This is a genomic window from Planococcus sp. YIM B11945 (assembly GCF_050864155.1).
In the GTDB taxonomy this organism is placed as follows: Bacteria; Bacillota; Bacilli; order Bacillales_A; family Planococcaceae; genus Planococcus.
This window is the reverse complement of sequence record NZ_JBOZWR010000007.1, coordinates 103,754-128,297: the sequence shown is the minus strand read 5'-3', so window position 1 is coordinate 128,297 and position 24,544 is coordinate 103,754. Positions and strand designations below refer to the sequence as shown.

The following is a 24,544-nucleotide window of genomic DNA, read 5'->3' as shown; positions in this document are numbered from 1 at the left end:
CCCTAATTTACTCGTTACGTAATCGATGCTTCATAAATCGTCTGAATTGAATCTTCAATCGCTGAATTGAATTCGTCGTCTGATTGGCTGGCGCTGACGCCTTCAGACAAGCCTCTTGAGAAGCTGGCGATCAAGCCGTTGTTGGCTGCCAGTTTTTCATTGGCGTCTTTGCGTGAATAGCCGCCGGAAAGAGCAACGACGCGTACGACACGCGGATGATCGATCAATTCTTTGTAGTGGTTATTGACGGTTGGAATGGATAGCTTCAGCATAACGTTCTGGTCTTCGCTCAGCTGATCCAAATAATTGAGAAGTTCTTTTTTCAGCAACTCTTCGCATTTTTCTTTGTTTTCACTATGGATGTTTACTTCGGGCTCGATGATTGGCACGAGTCCCGCTGCAAGGATTTGTTTTGCGACTTCAAACTGCTGATCAACGACTTGCCGAATGCCATCAGGATTTGGTTCGTTAATCACAGAACGCATTTTGGTTCCGAAAACATTTCGTTCATTAGCTCGCTGCAATAATTCATCTAGGTTGGGCATGGGCTTCATTAATTGAACGCCGTCCGCTTCATCTGCCAGCCCTTTGTCGACTTTCAGAAAAGGGACCACGCCTTTTTTCTCCCATAAATAATCCGGTGTATACTGGCCATCCACTTCACGGTCCATCGTTTGTTCAAAGAGAATGGCACCGAGAATCGAGTCAGATTTGAAAGCGGGAGCGGTCATAACCCGTGTCCGCATTTCATGGATCAGGTCATACATTTCCTCTTCCGTTGAATACTGGTCTTCGGAAACGCCATAAAGCTTTAACGCTTTTGGCGTACTGCCGCCGCTTTGGTCCAGTGCAGCGATAAACCCTTTTCCGTTTTTCACTAAATCGAATTGTTCTTGATTCATTGTCCCAGCTCCTTAGATAATTTTTCGTGAAAATTAACAGAAAGCCTTACACAGAATATTGTAACAATAACTGTTAGGAACTACAAAAGGAAATTAAGAATTTTCCGTTCACACAATTCGCCGTCCGCTTTTTCCCAGGGCGAAATAAATGCCATGCTGCAAGGTTTGCAGGCATTCGAATTTTTTCAGATTGGTCAAGGTTTGAGAAATGAGCAAGGCAAGTTCCGGAGAGACGCCGACCAAAATGGTTTCTGTCCCCAAAAGCCGGGAAGAAGAGCCTAATTTATCAATCAGTTCTGCTGTATGGGCAGAAATTTGCTTGTTTAATCCCGTCAAATCCAACAACAGGTAATTGGCTTGATGTTTTGGAAGCTGCTGCAAGGTTTTATCAAGCAATTCTTCCGCTCGTTGTTCATCATACGTGCCAATCATTGGGACCACGATAATGCCTTCAAGGACAGGGATAATAGGAGAAGAAAGTTCCAGCACTAGGTTTTGCAGCGCTTTCGTGTTTTGATCGACGAGTATTTCCAGCTGCTTGATCTGCTCCGCTTCCTGGCGGCGTGATAGTTCGTGAATGTTTTTTTGGACGGTGATCTGCGAAGGAAAGTATTCAACGATGCTATACGGATTTGCCTCGCTTTGATATTGGATGGTATTGTACCAAAAGTTGATGCCCAAAATGCCGGTAAGCACTCCTGCATAATGCGAAGGCACAAAAATGCCTTCCGTTTGTGTGTGCTCCAATTGGTTCATTTTATATTCCCAGTCGTTTCGGATATGCATGGTAAAACGATTGGTTTCTTTGTCCATGTCGACGATTTCAACTTTCCCCCAGCCAGCAGAGGCATATGTGTTCGAAATCCATCCGACAATATTGGATGTATCAATGTTCTTCATTTCACGAAATCCTTCACCGACAATGACGCCTTGCCGAAAGCCGGTTGTTTCAAGAACGAGATTTGTTGCATCTAAGCCTGAAATTTCTTTAATGGAATCAAAAAAGGTTTTCATGGCCGAAATCCAAAAAAATACGACGTCTCCGCCTTCAAACAAAACCTCTCCTGCTTCAGAATCCCATTTCAATTCCACGCCTTCAATAGTGATTTCATTTTTCATAAACGATCCTCCAGTTTGTCGAAAATTAAGCCGCATCAATCAAGAAATTGCAGGCAGGCTAATTACTGTTGTTTTCCCGGTGGCATAGCCTTTCTAAACAATTCAAGTCTAGTCCTTTAGTTGGTTTATTGAACCACTTCATGTCTCAAGAGCCGATTCAGTTGCATTATGAAAAAGAGAAAATTAAACTATAAGATAATTCAGTTATTTATATAGCGCAGGAGGGATTTACATGGCAAAAAACGCTTCAGAAGAATATGACGAAAAAAACCATGCAAAAGACGTGGACACCCTAGCGGATAAAGTGGTGGACCGAGCGCAAAAGTTTATGGGCGTGGATGACGAGAAAGGCAATAACGATGCCCCTTTTCAGAATGCTCCCGATGAAGACACGTCTGATGTTCCTAAAAAAGATAAAGTCATTACAGACCATCGAACGGGCAAAAAAACGCACGTGAAAAATACGGGCGATCAATATTAAAGGACGGGCGGCCACCTTCATTAGAAGGTGGTCATTTCTTTTTCATGGCTAGATAACCAAGCCAAGAATACGTCAAACCGATGCACAAAATCAATAGTTCGTTTTTTATTCCAAGTGCGCCAAAGGAAATGAAAAATCCCCCAATAAACCCTAGCCCCAATAAAAAGCAAAATCCAACATATGCCAATCTCCAATTTTTATTAGCTAATCGGTAGCTGCCCAACCCGGTAATAACGCTGCAAATGACGAGTGCTGAAAAGACAAGAAAGCCCATTGCACTATCCGAGGCGGAAACAGCATTGGAATTTAAAGCTTTCCCTAAGCTAGCCCCGATAAATGCCAAAAAGCCAAAAGCTAATGCAGCGAGAAACGTGATAGCCGCTGCAAAACCGCTCAACAATTTAGTGAAGGAAAAGTCGTTCATTTTACCGCCTCCTTTATTTCTAAAAGACGCTTTCGAAAAATGCAGGTTTCAAAAATAAAAAACAACTTCTTTTAGGAAGTTGTCACAGAAAGAATGCGAGTTGAAGCACCAACAGCCCGAAGCCGCCAGCAACAGGCGCCACTTTTAATGCCAACATGCCGTTTTCAGTGGAAATCAGCGATTCAAACGGATCTTTCGCCGGTGACCCGAGAAAGCGGATGAACCGGCTGCTCTTGGAGGCTTTCATCGGAAAATCAGGGGCCTCCACATGGTATTCGTCCAGTTTGGAACGAAGATGCGGATCTTTATCTAGCAGGTTGGGATTCATTGAAATCATCCTCCAATTCGATTTTTAATTGCTTGAGTGCCCGGTGCAATCGGGACTTGACTGTGCCGAGGGGGATTTTGAGAATCACTGCTATTTCCGCTTGGCTGACGTCATGGTAATAAAACAACAGCACCACCGCACGGTCGATATCAGGCAATTTTGAGACGGCCTTCCTGACGGTGATGCGGTCAACGCTTTGTGCATCTGGTTTCGGCTGAGGAATCAGAAAGGGAAGCAGGCTGTGCAGTTTTTTCCGGCGGTTCAATTTGTTGACCATGAGCCGGTACGCAATCTGAAACAGGTAAGAAGCCAATTTTCCTTTGGCAGGATCAAACTGCTGCTTTTGCTCCTGCAGTTTCATAAAGGCGTCTTGCACCAGATCAATGCTGAGCTGCTCATCTCGGGTGTAGCGGAAAACAAACGAATACAACGGTTGTTTCATCAATAGGTAAATGCTCTCTAATGCTTCGTTATCACCATTTTGATAAGCGGCCATCAATTGTTCAGCGCGTTCATTCAATGCCGGCTCCCCACCGTTCCTTTATCGATTTTAATGTCATGGATACTCGGCTGACCAAATACATGATGGTGACGAACGTCCAAACTTGAGATTGGTTCGTAAAAAATTGAACATATGGATTTTCAACGGTTTGGCCGGTTGAGATTAAGATATTCAGTACTTGAACACAAATGATTGTGTAAATTGCTAAGCTTAAAGTCAGTGTATCAAAAACATTCCATCTTAAATAGATAGTGGTATTTTTGTAATCGATTTTTCCTTTCTTGCGAACCACGTACTTTTTATCCATTGGAATAGCGATTGCCAAAATAATGGCCATAATAATACCCACTGCCGTTAATGATACGATCCATCCTGTCCCCATCTCAATCACTCCTAATTTTTTATTGTTATTAACTATACAAATGGGAAGAGCGAAAGGTTCACATTATTTTTGCTTTTTGAGAAAAGAAGAGCAACTTATGAGAAATTAGCAAAAAACGACAGAAACAGAATAAGGTTATTTTGCTATAATTAGTATATTAAGAAAATATAGGGAATCCAAAGGAAGTGAGAAAAATGGTCTTGCAGTTTACTGATGCTGAAAAGCAGCATTCCGATACCGTAATTTTTCCACGCTTTAATTTGGCAGTGAATAGGAGCGACATTATTGCCATCCATTCGAATGTCAATGTAAGGCAGCAATTGATGGCGCTGTTGTTAGGAGATTCCGCTTTGTCGAGTGGGGAAATTTCGTTGAACGAAAAAGTGCTGCGGAAAAACGGATCTGGCCTCGGGTTGCTTTTCTTGGAAAACGGATGTTATGAGCGGTTAAACGTCGAGGAAACGCTGCGTTTTTACAGCAATCTCTACCATTCACCCATTCCAATCCAAGATGTGCTTCAATGGGCCCAATTAACCGATAGGCGCAAAGTAAAAGCTGGAAAGTTGTCCTATTCTGAAAAAAAGCGGCTGCAATTCGCTTGCGTGCTGCTGCAAAATCCAGACGTGTTTGTACTGGAAGAACTGGATCAAAACTTGGATCATGAATCCAAACGAATTTTTATTTCGATTCTTCAAAATTTGCAAAAACAAAATAAAGGCGTTTTGCTATTGACGGGAAATATGGAGTCTGCCGTAACGTTAGGCAGCCGGGTTTACCGCTTGGATCATAAAGGGCTGCAACAAGTGGAAACGGTGGAGGGAGAAAGCGAAGATGAAGCACTGGCGCTTGTAGAGGAAAACGTTCTGCCAACTGAAGAAGTTCAGCCGATCCGCTTTGAGAAAATACCGACAAAAGTGAATGAGAAGATTGTCTTGTTCGATCCGCCAGAAATTGATTACATAGAAAGTTCCGAAGGACAATCTTATTTACATATAAATGGTGAAGCGTTTCCCAGCTTTTTCACGTTGAACGAGCTGGAAGAGCGGCTGCTGCCATTTGGCTTTTTCCGCTGCCACCGCTCGTACATCGTCAATCTTCAAAAGGTGCGGGAAGTGATTACCTGGACAAAAAATAGCTATAGTTTGGTTCTGACAGATGCAGATAAAGCCAAAATTCCACTTTCTAAAACGAAAATGGCGGATTTGAAAGGAATGTTGGGGCTTAAATAAGCTCCATTCAACATCAAAATGGCTCCTTTCAACCGGAAACAGCTGTTATCTTCCTGAAATTCCCTTAATCTGAAGTCAATTAAGAAAACGATTTTCAGGAGGATGGATATGGAAAACATAATTGAAGTGAAAAACATCACAAAAGTATACGCCAATCAAATGGCACTTGAAGAAGTAAACTTCTCTATTCGAAAAGGGGAGATCTTCGGTTTTCTCGGGCCGAGCGGTTCAGGAAAAACGACGATGATCAAAATCTTGACTGGTCAGTTGTTGCCGACCAGCGGAACGGCAATTATTTTTGGGACGGATTTAAATCAACTGAAAAAACCGGAATATAGACAGCGGTTTGGCGTTTTAACCGATAACAATGGTTTATACAGCCGGCTCAGCATCTATGAGAATTTGAAATTGTATTGTCAGCTCTATGACGTTGCGTTAGGGAGAATTGATGAGGTGCTGGATTCCGTAAATTTGAAATCGGAGAAAACGAAAAAGATTTCCGCTTTGTCGAAAGGCATGACACAGCGCGTCATGCTAGCAAGGGCTCTGCTCCATGCGCCGGACTTGTTGTTTCTTGATGAACCGACGTCGGCGCTCGATCCAGTCAATACACGGCACATCTATAAAGGTTTGCAAGAACTTAACGCCAAAGGCACTACCATCTTTTTGACGACTCATGATATGGAAGAAGCCGATTTGCTGTGCAATCGCGTCGCTTTTCTCAATAAAGGACAAATTCAATTGCTCGGAGAACCGGACCGTTTAAAGAAAGACCACTCTGACTCTACGGTAACGGTGGAGTTGGTCAGTGAAGAGAAAGTGGTATTGCCGTCCGGTGTGGATGGTGCAGAAAAGTTGTACGAGTACATGAAAACGAACCAAATCGTGACCATTCATTCAAATGAACCGTCACTAGGCGATATTTTTGTTCAAATGACAGGGAGGGTATTAGCATGAACATTTCAATGAGACGCGTAAACGCCATTTTCCAAAAAGATTTTAAGGATTTCTCCAGAAATTTAGCAGTGTCGATTGTCATTTTTCTTCCGTTATTCATGGCCGCCATCTACAGCAGAATGGGCGTGGATACACTACAAGCCCATTACATGATCTTTAATATGACGTTCGCCATAATTGCTACGTATGTCCAATGCTGCTTGATTGCAGAAGAAAAAGAGAAAAATACCTTGCGTGGGTTGATGCTGTCTCCAGCGAGTACGGCAGAGATTCTTGGCGGAAAAAGTTTGTTGTCTTTTGTTTTGACGATGGTGATTTTACTCGGAAGTGCCTTATTGGCTGAATACCAACCGGCCAACATCGGAGTTATTGCACTGGCATTGGTCTTGTCTTCTTTTTTCTATATCGCACTCGGCACGCTGCTTGGGCTGTGGGCAAAGTCAGTTATGGAGTCATCGGTCATCGTCTTGCCTGTACTTGGCATCTTCTCGTTCGGTTCGTTTGCAGTTCCGTTTGCAGAACAATACCCCATTTTAAAAGTGCTCGCTTATTTTCCAAATGAGCAATTGATTCAAATTGCTGCAAAAGTCGAAGAAGGCATCGGTTTCGGTTCACTGCTGTCCCATTTCAGCATCATCCTCATTTGGACAGTGGCAGCTGCTGCATTAACGGTAGTTGTCTACCGGAAGCGGATGGTCGATTAAAAAACAAAAATCCGAAGCAGTCATTCCTGCTTCGGATTTTTTCGTTATTAAGATGTGGAGTCTGCGGTTCGAGTGGAGACACGCCGCCGGTGCCTGCCGAGAACATTGACGATGATGACACCGCCAATGGCAATAACGCCGCCGATCAGTGACAGAGAAGTTGGCAATTCATGCAGCCACATCCAAGCTACGACAATGGCTACTGCGGGTTCCAGGTAAATAAGGCTGGAAACCGAGCTGGCGTTTTCCATGGAAAGCGCTGTGGACCAAGTGGCGTACGCGATGGCTGCTGGGAAAATGCCGACATACAAAGCAGACAAATGCGCTTCCAATGTAGCGTTTTGCATCGCGGTAAAAATGCCAGGCGAAAAAATGAAGAAAGGCAATGTACCGGCCCACGTAAAGTAAGCCGTCAATTCGATTGCTGTGTAACGGGCAAATAAAGGCTTTTGGAACACAAAGAAAAGGGAAGTGGCAAATGCCGCAACCAACACCAATAACGCACCGCCGGAAAGGGTGAGGGACGCGCCGGCTGATCCGAATGCGATCAATGTAATTCCGATAAAGCCGATTGCCAAGCCGATCCAGCCAAGACCGGTCAAGCGTTCTTTTAAAAAAACAAATGCGATTAAAGCGGTAAAAATTGGCCCTGAACCGACCAGCATGCCTGCAGTGCCGGCTGAAATGCTTTCCATTCCAAACGTGACGCAAATATGGTAAACGCTGATGCCCAGCCAGCCGAGAATGAGAATCGGGACGATATCCCCTTTATGGGGCAATCGGAATTTGGTGCCGGGCCACAGTGCATAGCCAAGGAAAAGAACAGAAGCGATGAAAAAACGGACCAATACATTTTGGCCAGCGTCATAGCCGCCTTGTAAACTAACGCGGATCGCCGCAAACGACGAGCCCCAAATAAGAATCGAAAATAATGCCAATGAAAAAGCTTTTGCGTTCAAAAAATCTCCTCCAGTAACCCTTGAAGCCCTCTAGGGATGTCTAGCTGTTAAGAAAAACAGACAAAATTTATTATATGCCTAAATTAGAAAAATGTCTTGAAGGTGAAACTGAAACCCGCCATATTTCCCTAAAGGTTTTCTCTCTTTCAAAAATCGGGCAGGCTTTTCTCATCTTTTGGAGAACTTATAGCGTTATCCTCTATAAAGGAAGTGAATTTGTGAAGCCCTTTTTTCTGCCAGTGCTTATTTTGGGTATGAGTGTGTTATACATATTTGTTATTCCAGAAAATCCGCTCGCCATAAAACTATTTTTCAAACTCATTCCGATGGCGTTGATTATTTTTTATGCAATAAAAGGAATGCCCAAACAAAAAAGTATTCTTCGTTGGCTGGTTTTGACAGGTTTGTTTTTCTGTGCGGTCGGCGATGCGACGCTGCACTGGTTTATCATTGGCTTGTCGGCATTTTTAGTTGGCCATTTGTTTTACATGGCCGGATTTTTCACACAGTGGAAATTTTCGAAATGGAGGGCGGCAGCCATTATTCCGCTCGCCTTGTATGGAATAGTCATGGGAAGCCGGATGATTGCGGCATTGATCGATTCAGGGGAAACGAGGCTTGTTGTGCCCGTGCTTTTGTATGTGCTGATTATTTCAGTAATGGCGTGGTCGGCAGTAATGAGCGGCAATAAATGGGCGATTGCCGGAAGCCTGCTGTTTGTCGCCTCAGATTCGGTCTTGGCATGGAATATGTTTGTGTCGACCGTTACGTACTCGCATTTTTGGATCATGTCCACGTATTACGGCGTCCAATTTTTGATTGCCCACAGTTTGCGCAGTTTCAGCAGCAGAACATAAAAAGAGCCGCTTTGCACCGGGAACTCCTGGTGCAAAGCGGTTTTTTACTTGCTGAAATCAAATGTGACACCTGTCAATTTCTCTGAGACATCCCAAAGCTTATGCGAAACTGCGGCGTCACCAGCTGATTTGTGAGGCGTATCAAGCGCCGGATAGCCTTTTCGCTGGCCTTTGCCATCGGGGCCGATATACTCGCCGCCAGATAAATCAAGTTCTGTTGCTGCGTAAACGGTTGGAAGGGCACCCATGGCAGGAGGCTGAAGCAGCCGGTTCGCCAGGTTTCTCAATAGTTTCGGGGCATCCCGGTTGCTGAATTTAAACAAATTCGTCGCTGAAATGCCCGGGTGGCAGGCAAAACTTTTAGTTGGCAAGCCGTATTGTTTGAAACGTTTGTCCAGTTCTTGGGCAAACAACAAATTCGCCAGTTTGCTTTGGCCGTAAAATTTCATCGCTTTATAGCCGTTGGAGCCGTCCAAATTATCAAAATCGATGGATGCATTTTTGTGTGCCAGGCTGCTGACGGTCACTACACGGGAATCCGGTGTCTTTTTGAGTAAAGGCAGAAGCAGGCCGGTCAGCGCAAAATGCCCAAGGTGATTGCCGCCAAACTGCAGCTCAAAACCGTCTTTCGTTTTTGAGTAAGGAGGCGTCATGACACCGGCATTGTTGATCAGCAAATCAAGCGAATCAAATCGGCTCATGAACTGTTCTGCAAAAGCCCGGACGCTTGCTAGTTCGGCCAAATCCAATTTCATGATTTCGATTTGGGCGGTGTTGTTCTCGGCTAAAATATCTTCTCGGGCTGCTTGGCCTTTTTCAGTATTTCGCACGGCAAGAACCACGCGGGCGCCGCGCTCTGCAAACACTTTGGCGGCTTCTAATCCGATTCCGCTATTGCCTCCGGTAACGATGGCGGTTTTTCCACTCAAGTTTTTCTGTTCCAAACAATCAGCTCCATTTTAAACGCGCTTTTCGGCAATGCCGATGATATGTTCAATTTCGTTTTGATATTGTTTATAGCGTTCCCAAAGTGAGGGGATCATCAAACCTTCTGCATGCATTTGTTCGAATTCGGCGAAGCTGACAAATTTAGCATCGCATACTTCGCCGGATTGAAGAGACAAATCTGCTGAGGTGAAGAGTCTTGAACTTTTCCATATATAACTGTCTCTGAAATAACTGTTTATTTTTTGTTCCCCTAATTTAATCAGTTCCTCTTCAGCTGCTTTCAGGCCGGTCTCTTCCTCCAGTTCCCGAAGAGCACCTATTGCACTTGTTTCGCCTGCTGTGAGGGAGCCGCCGGTGGTTTCCCACAGCAACGGGTGAGTTTTTAACGGATCCCGCTGCGTCAACAAAATACTTCCGTCTTGGTTGATCGTGAAAATTTCCACTACGATATGAAATTCTCCCGATGGAAGAGCAACTCCTCGCGTATGTAATTTGCCGATCGGTTTCCGGTTCTCGTCCACAACATCCCACAATTCCATGTGCCTCAGCTCCTTTAAAAAATATATAGTAGCTATTAGTTTAAATGAAACTGGAGAAAAATAACAATTTAAAAATGCGAAAAAAAAAAGAGCCGTCTTAAAAAGTCAGGTTCTTGACTTTTCGGGCAGCCCTTTTCAGTTCAGGGGAAATTAATGTTCTTCTTTATCACCTTTTTCCCATTCGCCATATGTTTTGTCCACATCGATCAGTTTTTTCTCGGTTGACTTTTTAAAGTTCTTTTTGAAGACATCTTTGCTTTTTTTCACTTCAACACGGCGTTTGCCGAAGTCTTTATCGAAATACGTTTTGGTTGTTTTGCTGATGACTTTGCCGCCTTTACCAGGTTTTCCTTTATGCTTGATCGTAGTGACCGTTGTTTTGGTGATTTTTACAGGAGTAATGTATTTCTTAACAATGTTATAGCGCGTTACTTCATCCCAAGAAGCGGTGGTTGTAAATTTAAATGTTTTTTCAATCGTGACGTCTCTGTACCAATCGTGGTGTGGGTGTTTTTCGCGTGCTTTCTCCATGAAAGTTTTTTCGTAAGAAGACTTATCAAATTTTTTCTCTGTGTGAAATTCAGTTGATTTTTCCGTTTTGACAATCTTATCATAAGATACATGTTCTTTCTTTTTCACAATCGTGGTAATGCCATTTTTATAAGTTACCGTTTCGTCTGATCCTTTTTTTGCTGCTGCTGCAGAATCATTTGCAGCAAATGCTCCAGAAGAGAGTCCAAATGTCAGCAGAAAAGCAAGTACCAGCATGGCTAACTTTTTCATTTTCTTTTTCTCCTTTTTAGATCAGTTTTGTGTAAGCCTTCCAAGCAACAGAAACTTTGCCATAGAACTGGACATCCACCAAAATCTTCATCCAAAAGCGACAGAAAATGACCTGCTTTTTATGCGGCCGCAAAAAAGAGTAGTTCAGGTATATGGGATAATTATATTATAAAAAGCAAATAATTGCTATATAATTCGGAATAATTGAAAAACATTTATTGCTTAAATTTGACTTTCCTTTAGAGCTTGCTGGAAAACCCATTTTTTTTACAAAGGCTGAGTAAAAGTGCCATACTAGGGAAGAAGATAGACAAACGAAAAAGGAGATATGCGAGCTATGGATTATCAAAATATTACAGTGGCAGGAAGCGGCGTTCTTGGCAGCCAAATCGCTTACCAAACCGCCTTTAAAGGATTTGATGTAACGGTATACGACATCAATGACGAAGCAATTGAACGCTCAAAAGAACGCATCACAAAGTTAAAGAAAAATTATCAGCGCGATTTAGGGGCATCCCAAGAAGCAGTGGATGCGGCATTCAACCGCATGTCGTTCCATACCGATCTGGCTTTAGCGACCGCAAATGCAGATTTTGTAATCGAAGCGATTCCTGAAGTCACCGCCATTAAAACAAATTTCTACACAGAGTTGGGAAAAGTGGCTCCTGAAAAAACCGTCTTTGCAACCAACTCCTCTACGTTGTTGCCAAGCCAATTCGCAGAAGCGACTGGCCGTCCTGAGAAGTTTTTGGCATTGCATTTCGCGAATACGATTTGGATCAACAACACTGCGGAAATCATGAAGCATCCTGGAACAGACGAAACTGTTTTTAATGATGTCATCGAATTTGCAAAAGCGATTGGCATGGTGGCGCTGCCGCTCCATAAAGAACAACCGGGCTATATTTTAAACTCCTTGCTTGTGCCTTTATTGGACGCAGCTGAAGTGATGTTGGTGCGCGAAGTGGCGGATATGCAAACAATCGACAAAACGTGGATGATCGCAACAGGGGCGCCTCTTGGCCCATTCGCTATTTTGGATGCGGTCGGCATCAATACGGCCCATAACATTGTTCAGGCGAAAGCGGATGCCACCGGAAATGAGGAGTTTCAAAAACTAGCGGCTCTGTTGAAAACCGAGTATATCGACAAAGGAAAACTTGGGAAAGCGACAGGCGAAGGGTTCTACAGTTACCCGAATCCGGCATTTTTGGAACCGGATTTCTTAAAAAACTAATCTCAGACAGAGAAAAAGGAACAAGCCCTCCCTTAGAGGATTATGCTTGTTCCTTTTTTAATGCTTAATGTTTGTGGCCACGGTGATTGTCATCATCGTCGTCATTAAAATCTTTTTCATCGCCATGGTGGTGTTTGCCGCGTACTTTGTAATAATGTTTGTGCCAGTAGAAATGTCTTTCACCATCGTCATAATAGAAGTGTTTGTGCCAATAGAAATGATAGTGGAAGCGTTTCTTATGGTGTTTGTCGTAATCGTCGTCGTCATCATCGTCATGATAACCGCGTTTTTTGTCTTTTTTGTCATGATCGCTGTACTTATGGCCATCATCATGATCTCCGTGTGCCAATGCTGCTGTAGAGCTGACACCGAATATCAGAAAAATCGCCATCATGATCGTAAAGAGTTTCTTCATACCGTTTCTCTCCATTTCATAAGTAGATTTTGTCCGTGTTCTCTAGGCAATCGGGCATAGAGGCATAAACGTTCCCTATTATGCACTTTGAGAGAATAAAACCCCCTTTAGATTGGATATTAAAAACAGAAACGAAAAATTTCTGTAATTATAAAGAAATGATAGTTATTTGTTATTTGCATCACCATTCTATAATAAAGAGCAAAAAAATACCATAGTTTTTTGAAAATTAAATAAACTTTTTTCATTTATATTTCTGCAGCGTCGATTTTCTTCAAGCCAATCCAATAAACTGCTTGCCGTATCCCCTTTAAAATGAACGAAATTCCATTTCGTAGTTTCGTTAAGAAGCAAACGGGAAAGGGGGAAGTAATAACTCGCAACCAGAAGGCAGGGGAATAATATGGACGAACAAACAACCAAACTGCTGATGAAAAAATTGAAAAAATTTAAAAAATGGACCGAAAATGTATTTATTAATCCGATTTACTGGAAAGTGAATAATAAGCCTTATTATATGGCCTGGTTCACCAAGAACCACGTTTTGGTTGGAACTGCTTTTGTGACAATTGGAGAAGAAACATTGGAAGAAGTGATGGTGGCGCAGCCGAAGTTGCTGCTGTTTGTAGATTTAAGCACGATTATTTTCCAAGTTGGTGCAGCCCGTTTGAAAATTGAAAGCTCTTTCTACATAAACCCATTGAACATTGCCGTTGCTACAAAAAACAGAGAAGTATTGCAGGGGCGCGAGGCTTATGCAGAGCTTTGGAGCATTCAGCAGAAATTCAACCGGCTGGTGCGGGACTACCGCTATTATTACGACCACGACGTATTGGCCAGACAAGAAATCACCGATGCCGATGTGGAGAAGACGCAAAAAATCGCCAACCAAGTGAATATGTACCAATATATGACGCTTACTACGCTTTTAGAGAAGAATGGGGAAATCCGATCTTTTGCTGATTTTTTGGAGACGACTAAAGGCGGGAAAGAGTTAGAGGAAGAGCAATTGGCGTTTGTTAAAGGCATTACGGAAAACCGGGAAATCATGTACCAAAGTTTAAGGCGCCTCAACATGGCAATAGACGAAGATGAGGAAAAGATGCTGCAGCTCAATTACGAACGAATGATTGAAAAAAACAATAAGATCATTGAATCACAGCGTAAATTTATCAGGTATCCGAAGTTTGCGTAAGCCCGTTTTATAAAAGTATCACTTAAGCAAATAGAAGCCGAAAAAAACCAGCTTATCCGCCAGAATTTCATCTGGTGAATGGCTGGTTTTTTCTTTATAATAAGCCTTTCAAATAGCCGTAGCCCTTTTCTTCCATTTCCGCCTGCGGAATAAAAAGAATCGAGGAGCTGTTGATGCAATAGCGAAGGCCGCCTTTGTCTTTCGGGCCGTCTTCGAACACATGGCCAAGATGGCTGTCGCCCGATCGGCTGCGCACTTCGACCCGCGTCATGTTAAAACTGGTGTCTTTGTGTTCGGTTACAACTTCAGGCTCAATTGGTTTGGTGAAGCTCGGCCAGCCACAATTGGAATCGTATTTGTCTGCTGAAGAAAAAAGCGGCTCCCCTGTTGCCACATCCACGTAAATGCCCGGTTCGTAATTGTCCCAGTATTCGTTGGAATAAGCGGTCTCGGTATCATTTTTCTGGGTAACTTGATATTGGGCGGTTGTCAGTTTTTCTTTTAATACCTCATCGCTCGGTTTTGGGTAACGAGCGGGATCAATCAATGCCGGAACGTCCTGGTCTTCAAGCGAATCAAATTCCACGTGGCAGTAGCCGTTCGGATTTTTCTCCAAATAATCTTGGTGGTATTCTTCAGCCAAGTAATACTGCTTGAGCGGTTCGACTTCCGTTACAATGGGGTCATCGTATTTTGGCGCTTCGTTTGCGATGACTTTTTCGATGACTGCGCGGTCTGCTTCGTTTTTGTAATAAACGCCGGTGCGGTATTGTTCGCCGCGGTCATTTCCTTGCTGATTCAACAGTGTTGGATCGATAATCATAAAATAATGGGACAGCAATTTTTCCAAATCGATGCGCTCCGGATCATAACGGACATGGACCGTTTCAGCGTGTCCTGTATTTTTCCGGGTGACGTCTTCGTAGGATGGATTTTCAGTCTTGCCGTTGGCGTAGCCGGAAGTCACGTCATACACCCCGTATACCCGGGCCATGTACGCTTCCACTCCCCAGAAGCAGCCTCCTGCAAGCCAGATTTCGTTTAAGTTGCCGGTATCAAAATCCAAATTGGCATTTGGGTTTTCGGGAAAGCGCGACTCGCCGGCAGCAGCCGTATCGCCGCTTGCGCCGCCCGTCGTTAAAGAATTCAAAGAGGAGCAGCCAGCCAACAACACCAACATGAGCACCAACAAGCCAAGAGATGCTTTAACCTTCATGGGAAATCGTTCCTCTCTTTACTGAATGCTTTCAAAAGATTCCTTAATTTGTTCATTGCTGAAATGTCCCGGTGAACTTTTAACGAGGACGCCATCTGAACCGATGTAGACCGAAGTGGGGTACGCTAAAACACCGTACGCTTCAAACATTTCACCGCCTTCATCAAGCAGCACTTGGATATTCGATGTATTGTCGACGCCTTTAAACCATTTTGTGAACGACTCGGTATCTTTTTCAGCGTTGGAACTTGGGGAAACAATCGTCAACACCGTAAAATCGTTTTCTTCACCGGCCAAGGTGTTCAATTCCTCCATGCCGGCAAGGCAGATCGAGCACCAAGATGCCCAAAACTTCACGTAGACTTTTTGTCCGGCGTATTCAGAAAGTTGGTGGCTATTGCCTTCTAAATCCATTAATTCAAAATCTGGGGCGATTTTGCCGTCATTGCCTTTTTCTGCATTGGCGGACGCTCCGGAATTAGGAGCTGAACAGGCACTTAACCCGACCGCAACAATCAGAAGAAACAGAACCAATATGGTTTTCTTCATATTAAATCACCCTTCCTATAAGCCAGATTAAATAGACTTTTATTGCAAAAGCGTAAGCGCTTTCTATTCACCTTCATCATATAGCGGATGCCTGGGAAAAGAAATGATAGGAGCTTGGAATGGACCCTGTATAAGCAAAATGATTTGAAATATCCAGTAAGGTTTATTTTTTGCAGGAAAGCATCGCTATTTTGCGGAATTCTTTTCTGCGGATAGTTCTTGGGGTATGCTTATAATGGAATCCCAAACTGAACTTGTATAGCCGGATAGAAAATGGGTATAAAAATTAAGTGCATTTGAGCAGAAGGGGAGTTTTCACATGAAGTATAATTTTGATGATATCGTCAATCGCAGAGGCACTTATTCCTTAAAGTGGGATGGTGCTGATCTCATTAAAGAGTTTGGCATCACCGAACGCTACGACGAAGAAACGATTCCGTTGTTCACAGCGGATATGGATTTGCCGGTGCCCCAGCCTTTGGTGGATGCTTTACATAAAACCGTGGACCATCGGATTTTCGGGTATTCGGTTTTTCCGGAAGAGTATTACCAAGCGATTCAATCGTGGTTTTTGAAACGGCATGATTGGAAAATTGACAAAGAGCAGATTGTCTACAGCCCAGGAACGGTCCATGCGCTAAATGTAGCGGTCAAAGCGTTCACGCAGCCGGGAGACGGCATTATTATTCAGCGCCCGGTTTACCCGCCGTTTACTGGAGCGATCGAAGGCAATAACCGAGTAGTTGTGAATAATGCGTTGATTCGAAGCGAAGATGGAACTTATTCGATTGATTTTGAGGATTTCGAAGCAAAAGCGAAAGATGAAAAAACGAATATGTTCATTCTTTGCAACCCGCACAATCCGACCGGCCGGGTATTCACCGCCTTGGAATTACAAAAACTGGCGGAAATCTGCCATCGCCACAACATAGTGATTGTTGCTGATGAGATTCATGGCGATTTGGTTCGCAAAGGCCAGCAATTTGTGCCGCTGGTGAAAGCGGCAGACCAAACCGATCACATCATCACGTGCACCGCGATCAATAAAACCTTTAACGTCGCAGGGCTTCATTGCACGAATGTCATCGTAACCGATCCAGATCTTCGTGCTACGTATGCGACGGAAATGGGCATGCAGCTCGGATCGCCTTTTGCGATTTCGGCGTTGATTTCGGTTTACAACGACGGGGAAGAGTGGCTCGAACAACTAAAAGACTATATTGACGGCACGATGGAACTGGTGAAAAACTACCTCGCCGACCACATGCCGGAAGTGAAAGTCATCATCCCGGAAGGCACATACGTCATGTGGCTCGATTTCAGCGGCTACGGAATATCCGCCGAGGAAATCCATGACCGCATTTACAACAAAGCCAATGTGATTTTGGAAGACGGCGGCATGTTCGGAGAAGAAGGGTCGCTGTATCAACGCATCTGCATCCCGTCTCCGCGGCCGCTCATCCAAGAAGCACTAGACCGTATTGCAAAAGAATTTGAAGACTTGTCAGGCAAGAAAGCAGAATGAAAAAGCGAAACCAGTTTCTTTTTCGGGATTTAATCCGGGAAGAGAAACTGGTTTTTTATGTATATAAGTTGAACTTAAGAAAGTGCTTTTTTATAAGCCGCTTCAGTCGCTTTGGGCATGGCTCTATGCGATTTATGTAGCGAGTAGTACTCCTGTCTCTGCACCGCTTCGCTAGCTTCGAGACAAAAAACCGTTGCAGTGCTGCGCACTTCGCAGCTGTTTTGCGGAATATCGACAAGTCGAATACTTAATTCCACTTATATAGCGTTAATCCAACAAAATTGGGTTTGCCACGACTTATGGGCGTTTTGACTTCTTCGTTAAGAGGGTATGCGAAGAGAAATCATTAAAACTTTAGGAGTGAAATTTTTATGCCGTATGCAGCCATTGATGATTCGCTTTCGCTTTACTATCATGTAAAAGGACAAGGCCTGCCCATCGTCTTTATCCATCCGTTTGTCATGGGCCACAACGTCTTCATGCACCAAGAAATACTTTCTGAACAATACCAAACCATATTTTACGATATCGCGGGGCATGGCCAAAGCTCACCCGGCGACTTGCCGCTGACGATTGACCTTCTTGCCAATCACTTGAAAAAACTGCTCGATCACTTGGGAATCGAAAAAGCGGTCGTTTGCGGCTATTCGCATGGCGGATTGATTGCGCAGGAATTTGCGCTGCAATATCCAGAACGGACCATTGCGGTCATTTTAGCAGGTGGCTATTCCGAATTGAATAATTTCTCGCCGGTCTTTTTCATTAAATCGGTGATGTACTTGGCGAAAATCCGGCAAGTGCCGATTGCGGCGAAACTGCAAGCGAAACTGAACAAACATTATCCGGAAGATGAAGAAAAGATTTACCGCTACGGAAAAAAATCAGATGCCCGACGCTCTTATGAATTTTGCAAAACCGGGCTCGACTATAAATCCACGTATTCGCTCTACCGGCTGAAGATGCCGATTATGCTTGTTTACGGCGAACTTGAGACGCCGATGCACCATTACCAAGACCCGTTTCGCCAAGCTGCTCCGCAAACCCAAGTGGTTTATATCAAAGGGGGCACGCACCAAGTTCCACCTCAATTTTTCTCGCAATTCAACCGAGCGGTGGACCGCTTTTTACAGCCCATAAACAAAAGATGGGAGCTAGGAGGAAAGCAATGAAAAACACTATCCGGTTAATTGGGCCATCTCTTATGATTGGGATTGGGCTGCTGCTTCTCGAAAACATTATCGTGACGTTTCTGTTGTTTTTCGGCTGGCTTTTACTTGTGCCGCTCATTGATAAAGCATTCCCGCGGGAGCGGTTGAAAGTGACCAAGAAAGCAGTAGGATTAGGCGTAGCGAGCGGACTGTTGTTTCTCGCATTTATATACGGAGGCGTCAGTTGGCTCCATGTCTACTTGTTGGATATCAATAAGCTCCGGGTTTTATTGCTGGATTGGGGATTTTCAGGGCCGCTGGAACTTGTTTTCGTTTTGATGTTCATCTTTGTTAATCCGGTATTGGAAGAAGTCTACTGGCGCGGATATATGTATGAAAAATTGAGAAGAAACGGGACTGCCGCCTATACCATTGCGATAACTTCTGTTTTCTACACGCTGTACCACGTCATCACAGTCCTTTACTTGTTTCAATCGGGATACGTTGCTATAGCGGTTTTGCCGGTCTTGGTCGCCGGCTTGTTTTGGGCTTTTGTCCGTGAAAAAACAGGCTCGATTGTTTCTTCGATTATCGGGCACTCATTGGCAGACCTAGGCATCATGTTCGTTTATTGGTTTATTGTCCGCTAGAAAGGAATTACTGAAAAAACCTCGAATTTTATTGTTAATAAACAAAAGGAGGCAGTGGAAATGGCAAAGCTGAATGCAAGCAAGCTAAAAGAGCGTTTAGCATTCCATAAGCAGAAAAACAGTGTACCTTTAAGTGAGGGCAAGAAGGTGAATTATGAAAAAGTGAAGGAAATGGTGGAAGATGAATTTGCCCCTGGCAAAGGCGAAACAAAGCCGCATCTTTCAAAAGTAAAAAAAGAAATTGAAAAGTTCTCAAAAGCAACAGACGAACGGGCACTGGCAGTGGACTTGATGATTTTCTGTGTCGAAAAGGGAACCCGCTATGCCAAAGCGGCGGGAGATGCCGATGAAGAAGTAACTTCTCGGCTGATCCGCTTGTTTGCAAAAACCGCGGAAGAATGTGAAAAAGACGAAGCACTGTTTCATCAAGTGGATAAACGGCTGCAAAGGATTCTTCAAGAAGCTGCTCCGCTTAAAGGCGGGTATCCTGAAGCCTTAACGGATCTATATTATTCAATTAGCTGGTTGGAAGATGCAGAATAAAATAAGATTGACTTATTTTTTAGAATATTATAAATTGGGATTTAAGGCTGGCAATTTTCTGGAGAAAGAGAAAGGAAATCGGCTGACTACCACTTACAGGGGGATGAGAAATGAACATTACGACATCGCTGCTTTTAAATTCGAAAAGGCATCCGGAAAAAATGGCTGTGACGTGCGAAGGAAGAACCTATTCGTACAAAGAATTAAACGAAGAAGTAAACCGTTTGGCAAATGGGCTGTTGAGGGCCGGTTTGCAAAAAGGCAATAAAGTCTCGCTTTTCATGAAAAACTCCGATCATTACGTAATCGCTTTTTACGCCATTTTAAAAGCGGGCGGAGTGGCAGTGCCGGTCAATTTTCGATTAACTTCAAATGAAAGCGGTTACATATTCGGCCAGTCGGAAAGTGTGCTGATCATCTGTGATGCGGAATTTGAACCTGTAATAGCGGAAGCGAAAGCTATGGCAGGTTCGGTTCAGCAAGTGATTGTCCATCCGGCTGCCCAAGACGATCAACATGTAGGTTGGGATGACATCAAAAGCGAGGATGTTTCGGAACCAAAAGTAGAAGTGCAGGGAACCGATGATGCAGAAATCCTTTATACGTCAGGGACCACCGGAAAGCCTAAAGGCGCATTGTTCGACCACCAGCGCATTTTCAACGTCAACACGTCGTTTGTGCTTGGAATTGAACTAAGCACGAACGACCGGCTGATTCATTTGGCGCCGCTTTTCCATTCCGCTCAATTGAATTTGTATTTATTGACCGGGATTATGCTGGGCACTTCCAATGTGATCATCCGGGATTTCCATCCGGTTAAATTAATGGAAGCGATCGACGAACACAAAATCACGATTTTCTTCGGCGTTCCGGTCATGTACAATGCCTTGCTGCAAGTGCCGAACGACGGAAAATACGATTTGTCTTCCATCCGAAAATGCATGTACGGAGCGGCTCCAATGGCACCGGCGCTTGTGAAGCGGGCCATGGGGCTGTTTGGCACAGACCAGTTCTACAGTTTATGTGGATTGACCGAAGGCGGTCCGGGAGGCGTGTATTTATTGCCGCATGAACATAAGGACAAGCTTGGCGCAGGCGGAAAATCGATGTATTTCACGCATGTGCGGGTCGTGAACGATGAACTGGAAGACGTGAAGCCTGGGGAAATCGGCGAAATGATCATGAAAGGCGAAACGGTGATGAAGGAATATTACCGGAAGCCGGAAGAAACGGTGAAAACTTTTTCAGACGGCTGGCTGCTGACCGGGGATTTGGCGACAATCGATGAGGACGGGTTTATCACCATCGTCGACCGGAAAAAAGACATGATCATTTCCGGCGGTGAAAACGTCTATTCAGTGGAAGTCGAGCAAGTGATCAACAGCCACCCTCAAGTGATGGAAGCGGCTACGATTGGGTTCCCGGATGAAAAATGGGGAGAAGTTGTTGGAGCGGTGATTGTGCCAAAGGCAGGCGAAACGATTGACGAAGAGGAAATGATGGCTTATTGCAGGAAGCATTTGGCGGGCTATAAAATTCCGCGGAAGTTCCTCTACACGGACGCGCTGCCGCGCAATGCATCTGGAAAGATACTTAAATACCAATTGCGCGAACTTCACAGCAATGAACCGGCTTGAGTGTATGAACTAAACAGGACAGCTCCTTTGTTGCGGGAGCTGTCCTGTTTTTATTTCTTTTTCAACACGCCTAAATAAGCTTCCCAAGGTCCGACATCTGTGCGGTAGCGTTCGGCCATTACCCGCACGATTTGAGTGATGTGGGTAAGGTCGTGGACGGCCCACGTCGACAGCAACTCCCGCAGTTTCACGAGGCCGAATTCCGGGTGCAGCCCAGTTTGTTCAAAATCAGTTTCAGGTTGGATCCACTGCTTTAACATTAGGATATTTTTGCTTCGGATCATTCGGAATTCCTGCAGTTTTTCATCGATGGGCCGGCCAGGCGATTCTTGCAAATGGGCAAAGCGGTCAAATGGCGGGAAGGGATTGTTTTCGCCTTCTTGGAGAATGGATGCGATACGGGGCATCCAATTGGTTTTTTCGGCTTCGATCAAATGGCTGACGACTTGTGCCGCGTTCCACGTTCCTTCGCCTTCATTATGGTGCAGCCAGCCATCCGATAAACCGGACAATAGCGACTCCACTGTTTTCGGTGTTTGTTCCAGCACTTCAATAACTTCATTCAGTTGGAAATTCAATTAGGTGGCTCCTTTCTGCACGAGGCTTTGTTAGGTCCGCTGCCTGTACAGCAGCAGCGCTCTATTATATAGTAATACAAGGTGATGAAATGAAAACGACTATTTATTCAGATAATGAAAAATTTATTTCAGGAATGACCATAAAAGATCAAATGGAACCGGAACAAAACAATATGGCGCTGCATGTTTGCGAAAATCCGGAGGCCATTTTGGATAACCGCAAAAAATTAGCGGTTTTTTTGTCATGCGGACCTGCTGATTTTGTCTGTGCCAATCAAACGCATAGCGCCAATTTTCATAAAGTGACGTCTGCTGACAAAGGGCTGGGCGCCGCAAATGCCGATACGGCGATTAAGGATACGGATGCCCTTTACACGTATGAACCGAACTTGGTGTTGACCAGTTTTTCAGCCGATTGCGTCCCGGTGATTTTTTACCACGACACGAAAGAATTGGCGGGTGTCGTGCATTCGGGCTGGCAAGGAACGGTAAAAGAAATCACACCGAAGCTGTTTGCTCACTTGAAAGAAGAAGAGCAGTGCGAACCGAAAGACTTCCGCGTCCACATTGGTGCGTCGTTGAGTCAGGAGAAGTTCGAAGTGGATGAAGATGTGTACGTGAAATTCAAAAACTTAAGCTATGCGGATGACTTTATTTATTTGAATGAAAAGACCGGAAAATACCATATCGACAACCAGCTCACGGTGAAAAAACAATGTGAACTGGCTGGCATCCCTGAAGACCGCATTACGGTTGAACGGGTGTGCACGTTTACGAGTCCAGAGGGCTTTTCGTACCGCCAAGACCGGAAAAGCGGCAGGCATTTGAGTTTCATCATGAAAAAAGACAAATAAAGCCGAAGCATCAAGTACCGGAATAACCGTTTCGGAACTTGATGCTTGTTTCTTGTAAAAGGCGTTAATTTAACCGAAACGGGGAAAAGGGGTACTAGACCCTTACTAATTTGCCTTGTGCTGCTATAGAAAAAAACAGAAAAAGAGGCGATCCCATGACGAAGAAAACGGAAAAAACCGAAATCGGCTGGAACTTGGAACATAGCTACTCCAGTCTGCCGGAAACCTTATATAGCCGCATCGACGTAAACCCCGTGCCTTCACCGAAGCTTGCCGTCCTCAACCGTCCATTAGCCGAATCACTTGGATTGAACAGCGAAGCATTGGCAAGCGAATACGGGGTGTCCGTGCTGGCAGGCAACGAAGTGCCAGAAGGCGGCCAGCCGCTTGCCCAAGCGTATGCCGGACATCAATTCGGCTCGTTTACAATGCTAGGCGATGGCCGAGCCTTGTTGTATGGCGAACAAATCACGCCAAGCGGCGAACGTTTCGACATCCAGCTGAAAGGGTCGGGACGGACGCCGTATTCACGCGGAGGAGACGGCCGTGCTGCGCTTCGGCCAATGCTGCGCGAATATATCATCAGTGAAGCGATGCACGGCCTTGGCATTCCAACGACCCGCAGTTTGGCCGTCATTGAAACAGGCGAAGCCATACTACGTGAAACCCGCCTGCCGGGTGCTGTCATGACGCGTATCGCTGCAAGCCACCTGCGCGTTGGCACGTTTCAATACATTCGGAATTTCGGCACAGTAGAAGAACTCAAAGCGTTGGCTGATTATGCGATAGAACGCTATTTTCCTGAAGCGAAAGAAGCTGACAACCGTTACCTTGCTTTATTCCAAGAAGTCGCCAAACGCCAAGCCTCTTTGATTGCTAAATGGCAGTTAGCAGGCTTTATCCACGGTGTGATGAATACTGACAACATGGCGATCAGCGGAGAGACGATCGATTACGGCCCGTGTGCGTTTATGGACGTTTACAGCCCGAAAGCGGTATTCAGTTCGATTGACCACGGCGGACGCTATGCCTATGGCAACCAGCCGATGATTGCAGGCTGGAATTTGGCGCGCTTCGCCGAATCCTTGCTGCCGCTTCTTCACAACCAGCAAGAAGAGGCGATTGAAATGGCCCAGCAAGAACTGTCTGCATACATTGAGCTGCAGCAGTCGCTTTGGCTGTCCGGGATGCGGAAAAAGCTCGGTTTGTTCAATGAAGAACAAGAAGACGAAACATTGATCGACAAACTGTTGATTTTAATGGAACAGCACAAAGCGGATTATACGAACACGTTCCTTGCGTTGACGACCGGGCGCGTGCGGGATGCCAAACTATTCGAAGCGGCCGAATTCATTGAATGGCGGGGAATTTGGGAGACGCGGCGCGAAAGACAAACGGAATCGAGCGAGGCATCTATGCAATTAATGCGGGCCAGCAACCCGGCCGTCATTCCGCGCAACCACCGGGTCGAAGCAGCTCTTGCTGCTGCGGAATTCCAGAATGATTACAGCGTGATGGAAAACCTGTTGGCCGTGTTAAAGGATCCTTATGCCCATTCAATTGAGCAAGAAGAATACGCCGATCTTCCGGATTCACCAGACGGCCCTTACCGAACATATTGCGGAACGTAAAAAATGCACCTTGCCATTTTCAGAAAAATGCGTTAGTATATAAAACATTCAGCAATATCAACTTCATACAATTATTTCTTATCAAGAGAGACGGAGGGATTTGGCCCTGTGAAGTCTCAGCAACCAGCCTTTGGGCACGGTGCTAATTCCAATAGGCAATTGCCTAAAAGATGAGAAGATGGTGTTTCTTAAACAGGGCCTTTCTTCTTTTTTGGAGAAAAGCCCTGTTTTTATTTTGAAGGAGGTTTTTAA

28 protein-coding genes and 1 riboswitch are annotated in these 24,544 nt (G+C 44.7%); of the genes, 14 read left to right on the top strand and 14 right to left on the bottom strand.

Annotation, left to right across the window (positions count from 1 at the left end):
- Positions 1 to 14 precede the first annotated feature (14 nt).
- Positions 15 to 902 (bottom strand): fructose bisphosphate aldolase, encoded by an 888-nt coding sequence (locus tag ACRRQV_RS14145; protein ID WP_432531968.1) that lies wholly within the window; start codon positions 900 to 902, stop codon positions 15 to 17.
- 108 nt (positions 903 to 1,010) lie between these two features.
- Positions 1,011 to 2,021, bottom strand: a complete 1,011-nt coding sequence (locus ACRRQV_RS14140) for an STAS domain-containing protein (RefSeq protein ID WP_432531966.1) — start codon at positions 2,019 to 2,021, stop codon at positions 1,011 to 1,013.
- 232 nt (positions 2,022 to 2,253) lie between these two features.
- Here ACRRQV_RS14140 and ACRRQV_RS14135 point away from each other — a divergent pair, with 232 nt between their 5' ends.
- A complete protein-coding gene (locus ACRRQV_RS14135; protein ID WP_432531964.1) occupies positions 2,254 to 2,502 on the top strand; it encodes a hypothetical protein in 249 nt (82 codons plus the stop codon).
- 31 nt (positions 2,503 to 2,533) lie between these two features.
- On the opposite strand, the gene ACRRQV_RS14130 is transcribed toward ACRRQV_RS14135, so the two are convergent.
- From ACRRQV_RS14130 to ACRRQV_RS14115, 4 genes are all read right to left on the bottom strand, one after another.
- Positions 2,534 to 2,926 carry a hypothetical protein gene (locus tag ACRRQV_RS14130; protein ID WP_432531962.1) on the bottom strand — a complete coding sequence of 131 codons (393 nt, stop codon included), beginning with the start codon at positions 2,924 to 2,926 and terminating at the stop codon, positions 2,534 to 2,536.
- A gap of 82 nt (positions 2,927 to 3,008) precedes the next feature.
- Positions 3,009 to 3,254 carry a hypothetical protein gene (locus ACRRQV_RS14125; RefSeq protein ID WP_432531960.1) on the bottom strand — a complete coding sequence of 82 codons (246 nt, stop codon included), beginning with the start codon at positions 3,252 to 3,254 and terminating at the stop codon, positions 3,009 to 3,011.
- Positions 3,232 to 3,750 (bottom strand): RNA polymerase sigma factor, encoded by a 519-nt coding sequence (locus ACRRQV_RS14120; RefSeq protein WP_432532415.1) that lies wholly within the window; start codon positions 3,748 to 3,750, stop codon positions 3,232 to 3,234. Before ACRRQV_RS14120 ends, ACRRQV_RS14125 begins: the two co-directional genes overlap by 23 nt.
- Positions 3,751 to 3,766: 16 nt before the next feature.
- Complete coding sequence (locus ACRRQV_RS14115; RefSeq protein ID WP_432531957.1) at positions 3,767 to 4,138, bottom strand: group-specific protein; 372 nt, start codon at positions 4,136 to 4,138, stop codon at positions 3,767 to 3,769.
- 194 nt (positions 4,139 to 4,332) lie between these two features.
- Here ACRRQV_RS14115 and ACRRQV_RS14110 point away from each other — a divergent pair, with 194 nt between their 5' ends.
- The 3 genes from ACRRQV_RS14110 (at position 4,333) to ACRRQV_RS14100 (ending at position 7,028) form a co-directional block, all read left to right on the top strand.
- Positions 4,333 to 5,367 (top strand): LytTR family transcriptional regulator DNA-binding domain-containing protein, encoded by a 1,035-nt coding sequence (locus tag ACRRQV_RS14110; protein ID WP_432531955.1) that lies wholly within the window; start codon positions 4,333 to 4,335, stop codon positions 5,365 to 5,367.
- Positions 5,368 to 5,475: 108 nt separating this feature from the next.
- The gene (locus ACRRQV_RS14105) at positions 5,476 to 6,324 is read left to right on the top strand and encodes an ABC transporter ATP-binding protein (RefSeq protein ID WP_432531953.1); all 849 of its coding nucleotides are present in this window, start codon (positions 5,476 to 5,478) and stop codon (positions 6,322 to 6,324) included.
- Positions 6,321 to 7,028 (top strand): ABC transporter permease, encoded by a 708-nt coding sequence (locus tag ACRRQV_RS14100; RefSeq protein ID WP_432531951.1) that lies wholly within the window; start codon positions 6,321 to 6,323, stop codon positions 7,026 to 7,028. The genes ACRRQV_RS14105 and ACRRQV_RS14100 overlap by 4 nt, the downstream gene beginning before the upstream one ends.
- 47 nt (positions 7,029 to 7,075) lie before the next feature.
- On the opposite strand, the gene ACRRQV_RS14095 is transcribed toward ACRRQV_RS14100, so the two are convergent.
- On the bottom strand, positions 7,076 to 7,987 hold the full coding sequence (locus ACRRQV_RS14095) for a DMT family transporter (protein ID WP_432531949.1): 912 nt from the start codon (positions 7,985 to 7,987) through the stop codon (positions 7,076 to 7,078).
- Positions 7,988 to 8,205: 218 nt separating this feature from the next.
- Here ACRRQV_RS14095 and ACRRQV_RS14090 point away from each other — a divergent pair, with 218 nt between their 5' ends.
- Positions 8,206 to 8,844, top strand: coding sequence for a lysoplasmalogenase (locus ACRRQV_RS14090; protein ID WP_432531947.1), 639 nt, complete (start codon positions 8,206 to 8,208; stop codon positions 8,842 to 8,844).
- A gap of 44 nt (positions 8,845 to 8,888) precedes the next feature.
- Here the strand turns inward: ACRRQV_RS14090 and ACRRQV_RS14085 are convergent, their stop codons facing one another.
- From ACRRQV_RS14085 to ACRRQV_RS14075, 3 genes are all read right to left on the bottom strand, one after another.
- Entirely contained in the window at positions 8,889 to 9,788 is a 900-nt protein-coding gene (locus tag ACRRQV_RS14085; RefSeq protein ID WP_432531945.1) for an oxidoreductase, read from the bottom strand.
- 15 nt (positions 9,789 to 9,803) lie between these two features.
- Entirely contained in the window at positions 9,804 to 10,331 is a 528-nt protein-coding gene (locus tag ACRRQV_RS14080; protein ID WP_432531943.1) for an NUDIX hydrolase, read from the bottom strand.
- 150 nt (positions 10,332 to 10,481) lie between these two features.
- Positions 10,482 to 11,114, bottom strand: coding sequence for a hypothetical protein (locus tag ACRRQV_RS14075; protein WP_432531941.1), 633 nt, complete (start codon positions 11,112 to 11,114; stop codon positions 10,482 to 10,484).
- A gap of 337 nt (positions 11,115 to 11,451) precedes the next feature.
- On the opposite strand from ACRRQV_RS14075, the gene ACRRQV_RS14070 reads away from it, so the two are divergent.
- Positions 11,452 to 12,351, top strand: a complete 900-nt coding sequence (locus ACRRQV_RS14070) for a 3-hydroxyacyl-CoA dehydrogenase (protein ID WP_432531939.1) — start codon at positions 11,452 to 11,454, stop codon at positions 12,349 to 12,351.
- Between the two features lie 57 nt (positions 12,352 to 12,408).
- Here ACRRQV_RS14070 and ACRRQV_RS14065 read toward each other — a convergent pair whose 3' ends face one another.
- On the bottom strand, positions 12,409 to 12,678 hold the full coding sequence (locus tag ACRRQV_RS14065) for a hypothetical protein (protein WP_432531937.1): 270 nt from the start codon (positions 12,676 to 12,678) through the stop codon (positions 12,409 to 12,411).
- 491 nt (positions 12,679 to 13,169) lie between these two features.
- On the opposite strand from ACRRQV_RS14065, the gene ACRRQV_RS14060 reads away from it, so the two are divergent.
- Positions 13,170 to 13,961 carry a hypothetical protein gene (locus tag ACRRQV_RS14060; protein WP_432531935.1) on the top strand — a complete coding sequence of 264 codons (792 nt, stop codon included), beginning with the start codon at positions 13,170 to 13,172 and terminating at the stop codon, positions 13,959 to 13,961.
- A 94-nt stretch (positions 13,962 to 14,055) separates the two neighbouring features.
- Here ACRRQV_RS14060 and msrB read toward each other — a convergent pair whose 3' ends face one another.
- The gene (msrB, locus tag ACRRQV_RS14055) at positions 14,056 to 15,177 is read right to left on the bottom strand and encodes a peptide-methionine (R)-S-oxide reductase MsrB (RefSeq protein ID WP_432531933.1); all 1,122 of its coding nucleotides are present in this window, start codon (positions 15,175 to 15,177) and stop codon (positions 14,056 to 14,058) included.
- 18 nt (positions 15,178 to 15,195) lie between these two features.
- Positions 15,196 to 15,726, bottom strand: coding sequence for a redoxin family protein (locus ACRRQV_RS14050; protein WP_432531931.1), 531 nt, complete (start codon positions 15,724 to 15,726; stop codon positions 15,196 to 15,198).
- A 319-nt stretch (positions 15,727 to 16,045) separates the two neighbouring features.
- Between ACRRQV_RS14050 and ACRRQV_RS14045 the strand changes: the two genes are divergently transcribed.
- The 5 genes from ACRRQV_RS14045 to ACRRQV_RS14025 all read left to right on the top strand — a co-directional run bounded on the left by ACRRQV_RS14045 (position 16,046) and on the right by ACRRQV_RS14025 (position 21,229).
- Positions 16,046 to 17,251, top strand: a complete 1,206-nt coding sequence (locus ACRRQV_RS14045; RefSeq protein WP_432531929.1) for a MalY/PatB family protein — start codon at positions 16,046 to 16,048, stop codon at positions 17,249 to 17,251.
- Positions 17,252 to 17,622: 371 nt separating this feature from the next.
- Complete coding sequence (locus ACRRQV_RS14040) at positions 17,623 to 18,420, top strand: alpha/beta fold hydrolase (protein WP_432531927.1); 798 nt, start codon at positions 17,623 to 17,625, stop codon at positions 18,418 to 18,420.
- The gene (locus tag ACRRQV_RS14035) at positions 18,417 to 19,049 is read left to right on the top strand and encodes a CPBP family intramembrane glutamic endopeptidase (protein WP_432531925.1); all 633 of its coding nucleotides are present in this window, start codon (positions 18,417 to 18,419) and stop codon (positions 19,047 to 19,049) included. Before ACRRQV_RS14040 ends, ACRRQV_RS14035 begins: the two co-directional genes overlap by 4 nt.
- Positions 19,050 to 19,109: 60 nt before the next feature.
- Positions 19,110 to 19,592, top strand: a complete 483-nt coding sequence (locus tag ACRRQV_RS14030) for a hypothetical protein (protein WP_432531923.1) — start codon at positions 19,110 to 19,112, stop codon at positions 19,590 to 19,592.
- Positions 19,593 to 19,702: 110 nt separating this feature from the next.
- Positions 19,703 to 21,229, top strand: coding sequence for a class I adenylate-forming enzyme family protein (locus ACRRQV_RS14025; RefSeq protein ID WP_432531921.1), 1,527 nt, complete (start codon positions 19,703 to 19,705; stop codon positions 21,227 to 21,229).
- A 50-nt stretch (positions 21,230 to 21,279) separates the two neighbouring features.
- Here ACRRQV_RS14025 and ACRRQV_RS14020 read toward each other — a convergent pair whose 3' ends face one another.
- Positions 21,280 to 21,807 carry a DinB family protein gene (locus ACRRQV_RS14020; RefSeq protein ID WP_432531919.1) on the bottom strand — a complete coding sequence of 176 codons (528 nt, stop codon included), beginning with the start codon at positions 21,805 to 21,807 and terminating at the stop codon, positions 21,280 to 21,282.
- Between the two features lie 89 nt (positions 21,808 to 21,896).
- Between ACRRQV_RS14020 and pgeF the strand changes: the two genes are divergently transcribed.
- Positions 21,897 to 22,661, top strand: a complete 765-nt coding sequence (gene pgeF, locus ACRRQV_RS14015; protein WP_432531917.1) for a peptidoglycan editing factor PgeF — start codon at positions 21,897 to 21,899, stop codon at positions 22,659 to 22,661.
- 155 nt (positions 22,662 to 22,816) lie between these two features.
- Positions 22,817 to 24,292: a protein adenylyltransferase SelO gene (locus tag ACRRQV_RS14010; protein WP_432531915.1), complete on the top strand. Its 1,476-nt coding sequence runs from the start codon at positions 22,817 to 22,819 to the stop codon at positions 24,290 to 24,292.
- 75 nt (positions 24,293 to 24,367) lie between these two features.
- Positions 24,368 to 24,469, top strand: a riboswitch (SAM riboswitch).
- The last annotated feature ends 75 nt before the right edge of the window (positions 24,470 to 24,544 follow it).